Raw genomic sequence first — 10,738 nt, forward strand, 5'->3', positions numbered from 1 at the left:
ATAGGTTATATATTTCAATCATTCAATCTCATTTCACACTTATCTATTTTTGATAACGTTGCCTTACCACTTAAATATCGGGGCATTGGTAAAAAGGAACGTACCGAACAAGTTAACCAAATTTTAAACCTGTTCGATATTGATAACCGGAAAAATCATAAACCAATGCAACTCTCAGGCGGTCAACAACAACGAGTCGCCATCGCCAGAGCGATGGTATCTAACCCTGCATTGCTCTTGGCTGATGAGCCTACTGGCAATTTAGACAGTAAAAATGCCCGTTCTGTATTACAGCAATTAAAATATATAAACCAAAAAGGTACAACTATTATTATGGTTACACATTCAGATGAAGCTTCTGCATATGGCAACAGAATAATAAACATGAGAGATGGAATACTTACATAAACAAATAGGAATATACTATGGATAATATAATTCCGGTAAAATTCATTGATTGCACTAAGATAAATGATATAGGTCTCAAAGAACTGGAAAAGCTCGATACATGTGAATACAGAACACTATCATCTTATCTTATTGGTAAAATACCAGCAAAAAAATTACTCGATAGTGATGAGCTAGATACATTCAACGAAGAGATTAAAAAAAGTATTTCAGTGAAAGCTATTCAAGCAAAAAAACTGGTTGTTGTGTTAAAGGCAACCCGTTTATGTAATCTTCGTTGTACCTACTGCCACTCATGGGCAGAAGGCCCCAATCAGACGGTGTCATTTCATACCCTCGTCCGGACAGTACGGCAGATCCTTGCCATTCCTAATGTAAATAGATTTGAGTTTGTCTGGCATGGCGGTGAAATAACACTACTAAAGCCATCATTTTTTAAAAAGCTTATTTGGTTGCAGCAACAATTCAAGCGGCCAGAGCAATATATAACCAACACCATGCAATCAAATGTCGTTAACATCTCAAATGAGTGGTTAATATTTATTAAAGGTATTGGCATGAATGTCGGAATTAGTCTTGATGGAGTACCAGCGGTAAATGATAAACGGCGGGTAGACTATCGAGGCAGAAAGACATCTGATCGCATAGCCAAAGGAATAAAAAAACTTCTAGAGTATAATATTCCATATGGTGCTCTTATTGTTGTTGACCGAGAAGTTTATCAAACTGACATGAAAGAGATGTTGGACTATTTTATCTCAATAGAATTAACCCACATTGAGTTTCTTAATATAGTTCCTGATAATAGACTCGTTAAAGGGCAGTATGTTGGCGAAGGATTTATCAGTTATGCTGAATTTATCCAGTTTCTATCAGAGCTGTTTACTATTTGGGTAAACGGTTATCAGGGAAAGATACATATTGCTGTTTTTGATGATTTTATTCGTGTATTGAAAGATGCTAAAAATAAACCTTCCGCATGTTATTGGTCTGGCAATTGCTCGCAGGAAATTATCACCTTAGAACCCAATGGTGACATCTCTCCCTGCGACAAATATGTGGGTGATAAAGGTAGCATCTATGGATCTTTGTTAAATACTAACCTGGCGGATCTTTTAGCTCATTCATCGCATAATCAACAAGCCATCAATGAGGAAAAAAACGCGACTGAAAAAATGCAACATTGCGAGTGGTTTTCTATTTGTCATGGCGGCTGCCCTCACGACAGAGTTATTAATCGCAGACATACTGCAGGATATGATGATACATGTTGTGGAACAGGGAAATTACTGGCCACTATTAAGCATCATTTAGCCCATAGTTACTGAAGCCATCTTATTGTGGCTTCAGTTGTACACTACATTAGCCCTTTATAGTTCAACCTCTTGCCCTTTGCGGTGCAGGCGCAATGAAACCAGGAAGGTGACGAAGCACATTGCCGAAACGTACCAAAAGAAGCTGTTTTCCATATCAAAAGACTTGAGAGACAGCGCCACGTATTCAGCACTACCACCAAACATGGCATTTGCAACTGCATAAGACAGGCCAACACCCAAAGCTCTGACTTCTGGTGGGAACATCTCTGCTTTTAGTAACCCGCCAATAGAAGTATAAAAACTAAGAATAATCAGAGCGGTAATAATCAGCATAAACGCAATATATGGACTGGTTACCCCTTTTAGAGCATGCAGAATAGGTACCGTTAATAGCATTGATAATAGGCCAAACGTTAGCATAGATGTACGGCGGCTAATGCGATCGGATAATGCACCAAATAAAGGTTGTACCAACATAAAAATAAATAATGCCGCCGTCATGACCAGACTGGCGGTTTTCACATCCATCCCGGCGGTATTGACTAAATACTTTTGCATATAGGTGGTGTAGGTATAAAAAGAAAGAGAGCCACCCGCGGTGAAGCCTAGTACCATAATAAATGCGCGACGGTTCTTCCATAGCCCTTTCAAGCTGCCCGCATCTTTCTTATTACGGTTCTTCTCATCCGAGGTTTCATTCAGTGAACGGCGTAAGTAAAGAGCAACCACTGCCAACAGTGCGCCCAGAACAAAAGGAATACGCCAGCCCCAACTGTGCAATACCTCTGATGAAAGTGTTTGCTGTAATAGAACCAGCACCAATAATGCCAGCAATTGGCCGCCAATTAATGTGACATATTGGAACGAAGCATAAAACCCTTTGTGCCCTTTCACTGCGACTTCACTCATATAGGTGGCACTGGTGCCATATTCGCCCCCAACAGATAACCCCTGGAATAAACGGGCGACTAACAGTAAGACCGGTGCCAGGCTACCAATTGACGCATAGGTTGGCAGGCAGGCAATCATCAACGAGCCGGCACACATCATATAGACCGAAATCAACATGGATAACTTGCGGCCATGTTTGTCAGCAATATAACCAAATAACCAGCCGCCAATCGGGCGCATCAAAAAACCAGCAGCAAAAACACCAGCAGTCTGCACTAATTGGGTGGTTGGATTATCACTGGGGAAAAAAAGCGGGGCAAAATAGAGCGCGCAAAAAGAGTAAATATAGAAATCAAACCATTCAACCAAATTCCCAGAAGAGGCCCCAACAATGGCTCGTATCCGTTGCCGGGTATCTGCTTTATCTGTCAGACGTGCTGATGTTCCCTGACCTTCTACCACAGTAGTGTCTAATGAAGTTGTTTCAACCATAATGATGCGTCTGCCATATTGTTAAACGTCCATGCCATATAAGCTCAGAACCGAGAAATCACAGACACTGAACTCTCATTTTTATATTGTTAGATTGTTATATATTGGTAACATTATCGTTTCAATGAGAGTTATAGCGCAGAGAGTAGTTTAGGAAAAACCTCAATTTTCTGTGTGATGTCAATGGCATAAATATGTTAAGTCGACTGTTTGGTGAAGGCTTTTTTGTGAGCTGAACGACAGAAACAAACGGGAACAGTACGTAGTAAAAGTGACGATAAGTGGCCAGCACAGCGATGTTGCTGACCCTGTATTCGTCTGCCCTTTTCCGCCTAGAAAGCAGAATCGGGCTGGAGAAGAAAAGCCTGTTCCTCTGCACTTGAGACTCGCCCAAGGATATGATTGCGGTGTGGGTAGCGGCCAAAGCGATCAATAATCGCTTTATGGCGTAACTCATAATCAAGCTGATTGTCATTACCCAATTCGGTAAAGAGTTCTAATGCCTGTTTATGAATAAGCGCCGATTCGGAATGCATAAAAGGAAGATATAGAAAGCCGCGTTGAATATCAGATAATTGTTTCGTCTGACCACTGCTGATTGCTTCCTGCGCTAACACCAGCGCCATCCCGTCACAAGAAAATGACGCAGGTAAATCACGGAACAGGTTTCTGCTAAATTGATCCAGTATCAATATTTCCGCCAAACGCCCTTCAATTTTAAACCGCCAGTCGGCCAATTCCCCCTTTGATGCCGCTTGCCAAACCGGGCCAAACCGTTTGCGTAGCAGAGCATCAAAGTCCTCATCCTTTTTGAACCACAACGCCGGGTCCATCTCGTTAAACCAAAAGTCCAGAATCGATTGATACTCCATGTCACACCCCTGTGTTGCCTGCCGAAGGTTTATACCCATGAAAATAATAGCACTGATCAAGGTAGTATCAGTCTATCGTCTCTTTGCGCCGCCATCCATTCACCCACCTGACAATCTCTGCCATAATGGTTTCATTATTTGATGGTAGCTCAGCACCCATAATTACCTCTAGCTAACGGTGCACACTGACCACGGAGTCCAGCATGGATCACAGTAATACCTCGGATTTACTCTCTCTCGAACAAGCTCTGACTAAAATGCTGTCGCAGGTTACGCCATTGCAGGCAACAGAAATCATCGCATTGACCGAAGCGGCGGGACGTATCACCGCCAGTGCAATTACATCACCGATTTCTGTGCCCCCCTTCGCCAATTCAGCCATGGACGGATATGCTGTGCGTTGTAATGAGCTTAGCAGCACATTACCGCTGCCGGTGGCTGGTAAAGCTTTTGCTGGTGCGCCGTTTAAAGGTGAGTGGCCGGCCAATACTTGCGTGCGTATCATGACCGGTGCCCCAATCCCTGAGGGAGCCGATGCCGTCATCATGCAAGAACAAGCCGTGACCAGTGAACAAGGTGTCATATTCAATGGCCAGGTGCAGGTTGGGCAAAATATCCGCTTGCCGGGCGAAGATATCCAACAAGGTGCTGCCGTTTTCCCCGCAGGGGTAAAATTAGGTGCGGCGCAATTGCCGCTACTCGCCTCATTAGGCATTGCAGAGATTGCAGTATTTCGCTCACTAAAAGTGGCTATTTTCTCCACCGGAGATGAATTGCAACCAGTCGGGCAGCCCTTGGGCGAAGGGCAGATTTACGATACCAATCGTTTTGCAGTACGGTTAATGCTGCAACAGTTAGGCTGCCAGATAGTTGACCTTGGCGTGATCCGTGACGATCAACGCGCCTTGCGCACCGCATTTGAACAAGCCGATGCCGCCGCTGACCTTGTTATCAGCAGTGGTGGTGTCTCGGTGGGTGAAGCGGATTACACCAAACAGATGCTGGAAGAGTTAGGCGATATCGGTTTCTGGAAGTTGGCGATAAAACCCGGCAAACCTTTTGCTTTCGGTAAATTGGATAACGCCTGGTTCTGTGGCTTACCGGGTAATCCAGTCTCGGCTGCGCTAACATTCTATCAGTTGGTACAACCCCTTATTGCTAAACTCTCCGGCCATGCGGGGTGGCATGCACCACTGCGCCTCAACGCAGTCGCGACGACAAAATTGAAGAAATCCCCCGGCCGTTTAGATTTTCAACGCGGTATTTTCTCCACCAATGCTAGCGGTGAATTGGAAGTACGTAGCACCGGCCATCAAGGGTCTCACGTCTTTAGTTCATTCAGCCAAGGTAACTGCTTTATTGTGCTGGAACGAGAACGCGGCTCAGTCTCGATCGGTGAAACAGTTGAAATCGAACTGTTTAACGGGCTATTGGGACAATGAATTGTAAATTGTGCGGAGGCTGAGATGCTGCCAGAACTGACCGATGCCCAAGCCCTGCGTTATAACCGGCAAATCGTGCTGCGCGGTTTTGATTTTGACGGTCAGGAAAAACTGAATGCTGCCAAGGTGTTAATCGTTGGATTAGGGGGGCTAGGATGCGCAGCTGCACAATATCTGGCAGCCGCAGGCGTGGGCCACCTTACCCTGCTGGATTTTGATACGGTTTCGCTTTCCAACCTGCAGCGGCAGGTTTTGCATCGCGATAATCGTATCGGAATGTCAAAAGTGGCCTCTGCGGCATTGACGCTGTCTGAAATGAACCCCCATTTGGCACTGAAATCCATTGATGGTCAGTTAGATGACCAACAACTCGCGGCAACCATTGCTGAACATCAGTTGGTGCTGGATTGTACTGATAATGTCACCAGCCGCGAGCAACTCAATCGCCTGTGTCATGCACAACGTAAACCATTGGTTTCAGGTGCAGCAATTCGCATGGAGGGGCAAATCAGTGTTTTCACTTATCAGCCAAACCAACCCTGCTATCGCTGCCTCAGTCGGTTATTCGGTGACAATGCACTGACCTGTGTTGAAGCCGGGGTAATGTCGCCCCTGGTGGGGATTATTGGTAATTTACAAGCGATGGAAACCATAAAGCTGTTAGCTGATTATGGTCAGGTGATATCTGGGCGCATATTGATGTATGACGCCGCAACGGCAGAGTTTCGGACCATGAAGCTTGCCAAAGATGTCCACTGTGAAGTCTGTGGCAAAGATTAGCCGCCTATTTAGCGCAAAAAAAAAGCTGATGCAATGCATCAGCTCTCTTATCAACACACCATCAACTAATCAGGACTGAATACCCTGGCTACGCAGATAATCTTCGTAGTTACCGGTAAAGTCGATCAGCTTGCCTGGTGTCATTTCAATCACTCGGGTCGCTAAAGAACTGACGAACTCACGGTCATGGGAAACGAAGATTAGCGTGCCTTCGTACATTTCCAATGCCATGTTCAGCGCTTCAATCGATTCCATATCCAAATGGTTGGTTGGCTCATCCATTACCATGATGTTAGGGCGTTGCATCATCAGCTTACCAAACAACATCCGCCCTTTCTCACCACCAGACAAGACCTGTACTTTCTTCTTAATATCGTCCTGGCTAAACAGTAAACGGCCCAGCACACTGCGCACAGCCTGCTCGTCGTCTTTTTCCTGTTTCCACTGACTCATCCAGTCAAATACCGTCAGATCGATTTCAAAGTCGCTGGCATGATCCTGCGCGTAGTAACCGATCTTACTGTTTTCAGACCATTTCACGGTGCCAGAATCCGGCTCATAATCCCCTACCAAGGTTTTCAGCAAAGTCGATTTACCGATACCGTTTGGCCCGAGGATAGCCACTTTTTCACCCACTTCCAGGCGCAAATCCAGTTTTTTAAACAGCGGGCCGTCATCAAAACCTTTGGTCAACAGTTCAACTTCCAGCGCATTACGGAACAGCTTTTTATCCTGATCAAAGCGGATAAACGGGTTCTGGCGGCTAGATGCTTTCACTTCATCAAGCTGAATTTTATCAATCTGACGGGCGCGAGACGTCGCCTGTTTAGATTTAGAGGCGTTGGCACTAAAGCGGCTAACGAAAGATTGCAGCTCAGAGATCTGGGCCTTTTTCTTGGCGTTATCTGACAACAGACGATCACGAGCTTGCGTCGCCGCCGTCATGTATTCGTCATAGTTACCCGGATAAACACGCAGTTCGCCATAATCCAGATCCGCCATGTGGGTACACACCATGTTCAGGAAGTGACGGTCATGGGAAATAATAATCATGGTGCTGCTACGTTCGTTCAGCACTTGTTCCAACCAGCGGATAGTATCGATATCCAGGTTGTTGGTCGGTTCGTCGAGGAGCAAAATTTCCGGGTCTGAGAACAGGGCTTGCGCCAGCAATACACGCAATTTAAAGCCAGGAGCGATTTCGCTCATCAACCCATAATGTTGTTCAACCGGAATACCTACACCAAGCAATAATTCACCGGCACGGGCTTCTGCGCTGTAACCATCCATTTCACCATAGGCAACTTCCAGATCAGCCACTTTATAGCCGTCTGCTTCGCTCATTTCAGCCATAGCGTAGATGCGGTCGCGCTCTTCTTTTACTTCCCACAGCTCGCCATGACCCATAATAACGGTGTCCAGCACTGTGTTGTTTTCAAAGGCGAATTGGTCCTGACGTAACTTACCCAGACGCTCATTCGGGTCAAGGAATACGTTACCGCCGCTAGGAACTAAATCACCGCCAAGGATTTTCATGAAGGTGGATTTACCACAGCCATTAGCGCCGATCAGACCATAGCGATTACCGCCACCGAATTTTACTGAAATGTTTTCAAACAGCGGCTTGCTGCCGAATTGCATGGTGATATTGTTAGTACTTAGCACAGAGCTCGCTCTCGATTGGATTACTGAATAGGGATATTCAAGAATTATAGAAAATGTGATTCGGCGCGCATTATGCCACAAGATGGCAAGAGTATCGCCTCCAGTTTTGCACGAAATCTCAGCAAGAGCTTAAATCTGGCGCTAAGTGGCTGCGGCAATAAAAGCTTGATGCCACTAAAAGGGGCTATTAGCCCCTTAAATAAATACCCTAAACCCTAGGTTATTCGTGCTGTTACTCATCAATACATTGCAATGCACTGTATTTATCCAGCAGGAATGGCCGCAGATAGCCAACTGTGTTAGACATCGGTAGCACCTCTTCGCTGAGATGGATATTCAGGATATCGCTGAGATAACTACGACGTTTTTGTATTCTTTGCCAAACATCAGGATACTGTGCAGCGAGCGCATTACGTAAATGCTGATCAGCCAGTGCAATACACTCCTCAGCACTCACTCCGGCATAACCTTTTACCGAAGGAATGATATCGATTTGGAATATCATCCCACTGCGAATTATCTCTTCAGAATCGCTATAAATGGGAGAGCACAACCACTCTTCATCAGCAACTAAATGGCCGGGATTTAGCGACCAATGGTATTGTGATTTTGGGAAAACAGTTTCCACTAATGCGTACATCTCTTTCCCTGGCATACCAATACGAATATTTTCCAGCCAAGCGACGACTGTTGTGTAATAAGGTAGCGCAACCTTATCAAGATAATCTCTTTCCGCGCGCGGTAGTTCATCTGCATGATGAACCGCATAGCCGGTTCTACTGCTCAAACCGCCTTTAAACCCGGTGGTCAATGATATTTTATCGCCGAGTTGTACCGCTTTATCACTGGGATATAAATTTGCCTGTTCAAATCTGGCGCCAGTCGCAGCAATTATCACAACACTGTTCGGTTGGCCTTCATCTGCCAGATAACTGCCCAGTTGCTTTTCTGTTATGCCGATATCAACCGCCGCCAATGCATTAAGAATACAATTCGACGCCAAATTAGCGCCATATTCATAGTGCGCCAATTCATTAGCATTATTGGTCACTCTAACTGCAATATCACTGCCAATAAATAGACTGGTGGCGTTAATAATCGTTGCTACGGGTGAAGCAGACTTTTTAATCGCATCCAAAATAAAATGCGGAATATCAAATAGCTGACTGTTATCGTCCAGCTTACTGGTAAACAGTTTCCATCCTGCAACCCCAATCTTTTTAGCCTGCTGAATCCCGGTTGCTGCCAATAATTCAGTAAGCGTTTTACTGTTGTCCATTGGTTGATTTGGCAATGAAAAATAGGGAACATGAATCGCGGTATTTCTGACTCTGGCATAGTCAGATAACTTTAAATTCTCGTTACCTAATAATAAATAGACCTCGCCTGAGGCATGTAACACCATAGCCGCTTCTTCAAAACGGGGAATAAACCCCGCCAGATATTCAAAGTTACCCCCATGCTCTTTGTCCGCATACACCAATAAATAATCGATAGCGGCACGGCGCATATTACTAATAACTTTAGCTTTGCGATATTCGATGGTTTCATCATTAATGGCTACCTTAGTAACAGCATCAAACCTTGGCGGCGTATCAATAGCGTTTAGTTTTACCTGGCGCTTAATAATCATCTTGTTCATAAGAATCATTACCTTGGTTAATTTATTTACACGCCGCCATACCCGCTATTGATGTTGATGCTATAACCACTTTGCATCGCGGGTAAAGGAGATGGTTAGCCACCGATGAGGGCCGGACTCGCCAATTTCTTTGGCTATTTCATCGCGTAATTGGTCAAAATAACTGACACCACTCGTCTCCATCTCTGGTGGAATAACCACATGAATCTCGATAAACAACCCCCGCCCCATGCGGGTAGCATAGTGGGAGTAATCAATAAATTTATATTTCGCCATTAACTTATCCATTAAGCTCTCAATGGCATTATCCAGATTGTCTGGCGTCATTTGTAATACTTCACGAACTGCCGAAATGACTGTTTTTATTGGCACAGGTATTAAGATCAGGGTTAACAAGGCCAATACAGCGGGGTCGGTATAAACAATCAAATGCACATAGCGGGTACCTTCCATGCACCATGAAAGCAAGAAGGCTACTAATAACGCAGAACTGATGCAGGCCGACATTAACCAGCTTTTGGTATCCAATGCAATTAGCTCGGATTTAACTCGTTTATTTAAACGACGTTGTTTTAAAAAGAGGGTGAAACAGAAAATACTGACCACTAATGCATAAACAATCGCCCACCCCAACTCCAACTCCCTGCCGCCGTCGAAAATCCCCTTAATAGCATTGACGAATGCGTAAAGACAAAGAAAGGCCAGCAAGCTGCCATTGAAAGCCAGAACCAATGGTTCCACATGCCAGAAACCGTATTGAAAGCGCCGGCTGTGCGGCTGACCGAGTAATCGGGAAACCAATAGCGATAAACTGCACATTCCAGCATCTAAAGCAGAGAACATACCATCGAAAATAATCGACATCGAACCGCATACGATACCAAAAACAATCCCCATAATGGCGATAAACAAAGTGCAAAAAATTGAACGTCTTAAAATCTGCTGTTCAAGCTTGGTGTCATGTAACAGAGGTGGAGCCTGTTCACTGAGTGTCGTCATGATTTAAACCCATTTTTTTATTACAACCCATTTTTTATTACAACCTATTGTTTTATTACAATCTATCGTTTATTACAACCAACTGTTTTATGACAATCTATTTTTTTATTTAGCTTAATGCGTGAATCACGATAAGAGCCTGAAGGTTAATCCGCACTAATAGTAGTGTGTCATATTATCTCATTTTTACCAGTAAATTACGCAGTAACACCCAAACAGAGAACCTTGTTA

Annotated in this window: 9 protein-coding genes; 4 read left to right on the forward strand and 5 right to left on the reverse strand. The window is 44.6% G+C overall.

Features of this window, described 5'->3' with window-relative positions:
- Together V2A85_RS18730 and darE are read left to right on the forward strand one after the other, a co-directional pair.
- Positions 1-408 (forward strand): ATP-binding cassette domain-containing protein (locus V2A85_RS18730; RefSeq protein WP_420072080.1); only part of this gene is annotated, 408 nt, incomplete at its 5' end.
- Between the two features lie 17 nt (positions 409-425).
- On the forward strand, positions 426-1,736 hold the full coding sequence (gene darE / locus V2A85_RS18735; protein ID WP_372558432.1) for a darobactin maturation radical SAM/SPASM protein DarE: 1,311 nt from the start codon (positions 426-428) through the stop codon (positions 1,734-1,736).
- Between the two features lie 42 nt (positions 1,737-1,778).
- Here darE and V2A85_RS18740 read toward each other — a convergent pair whose 3' ends face one another.
- The gene (locus V2A85_RS18740; RefSeq protein WP_083159411.1) at positions 1,779-3,107 is read right to left on the reverse strand and encodes an MFS family transporter; all 1,329 of its coding nucleotides are present in this window, start codon (positions 3,105-3,107) and stop codon (positions 1,779-1,781) included.
- A 332-nt stretch (positions 3,108-3,439) separates the two neighbouring features.
- A complete protein-coding gene (locus tag V2A85_RS18745; protein ID WP_372558431.1) occupies positions 3,440-3,979 on the reverse strand; it encodes a DUF924 family protein in 540 nt (179 codons plus the stop codon).
- Between the two features lie 203 nt (positions 3,980-4,182).
- Between V2A85_RS18745 and moeA the strand changes: the two genes are divergently transcribed.
- Together moeA and moeB are read left to right on the forward strand one after the other, a co-directional pair.
- Positions 4,183-5,421: a molybdopterin molybdotransferase MoeA gene (gene moeA, locus V2A85_RS18750; protein WP_420072081.1), complete on the forward strand. Its 1,239-nt coding sequence runs from the start codon at positions 4,183-4,185 to the stop codon at positions 5,419-5,421.
- 24 nt (positions 5,422-5,445) lie between these two features.
- On the forward strand, positions 5,446-6,201 hold the full coding sequence (gene moeB, locus V2A85_RS18755; protein WP_372558429.1) for a molybdopterin-synthase adenylyltransferase MoeB: 756 nt from the start codon (positions 5,446-5,448) through the stop codon (positions 6,199-6,201).
- A 69-nt stretch (positions 6,202-6,270) separates the two neighbouring features.
- Here the strand turns inward: moeB and V2A85_RS18760 are convergent, their stop codons facing one another.
- From V2A85_RS18760 to V2A85_RS18770, 3 genes are all read right to left on the reverse strand, one after another.
- Positions 6,271-7,866: an ABC-F family ATPase gene (locus tag V2A85_RS18760; protein ID WP_071843536.1), complete on the reverse strand. Its 1,596-nt coding sequence runs from the start codon at positions 7,864-7,866 to the stop codon at positions 6,271-6,273.
- A gap of 232 nt (positions 7,867-8,098) precedes the next feature.
- A complete protein-coding gene (locus tag V2A85_RS18765; protein WP_420072082.1) occupies positions 8,099-9,508 on the reverse strand; it encodes a M24 family metallopeptidase in 1,410 nt (469 codons plus the stop codon).
- A gap of 60 nt (positions 9,509-9,568) precedes the next feature.
- On the reverse strand, positions 9,569-10,507 hold the full coding sequence (locus tag V2A85_RS18770; protein WP_420072083.1) for a cation diffusion facilitator family transporter: 939 nt from the start codon (positions 10,505-10,507) through the stop codon (positions 9,569-9,571).
- Between the last annotated feature and the right edge of the window lie 231 nt (positions 10,508-10,738).

This window comes from Yersinia sp. 1252 StPb PI (assembly GCF_048593885.1).
GTDB classification, from domain to species: domain Bacteria; phylum Pseudomonadota; class Gammaproteobacteria; order Enterobacterales; family Enterobacteriaceae; genus Yersinia; species Yersinia enterocolitica_E.

What these genes read in the sequence shown, in the direction of transcription:
- darE (WP_372558432.1), top strand. Translation starts at nt 426, where the DNA reads ATGGATAATATAATTCCGGTAAAATTCATTGATTGCACTAAGATAAAT.
- V2A85_RS18740 (WP_083159411.1), bottom strand. Translation starts at nt 3,107, where the DNA reads ATGGTTGAAACAACTTCATTAGACACTACTGTGGTAGAAGGTCAGGGA.
- V2A85_RS18745 (WP_372558431.1), bottom strand. Translation starts at nt 3,979, where the DNA reads ATGGAGTATCAATCGATTCTGGACTTTTGGTTTAACGAGATGGACCCG.
- moeA (WP_420072081.1), top strand. Translation starts at nt 4,183, where the DNA reads ATGGATCACAGTAATACCTCGGATTTACTCTCTCTCGAACAAGCTCTG.
- moeB (WP_372558429.1), top strand. Translation starts at nt 5,446, where the DNA reads ATGCTGCCAGAACTGACCGATGCCCAAGCCCTGCGTTATAACCGGCAA.
- V2A85_RS18765 (WP_420072082.1), bottom strand. Translation starts at nt 9,508, where the DNA reads ATGAACAAGATGATTATTAAGCGCCAGGTAAAACTAAACGCTATTGAT.
- V2A85_RS18770 (WP_420072083.1), bottom strand. Translation starts at nt 10,507, where the DNA reads ATGACGACACTCAGTGAACAGGCTCCACCTCTGTTACATGACACCAAG.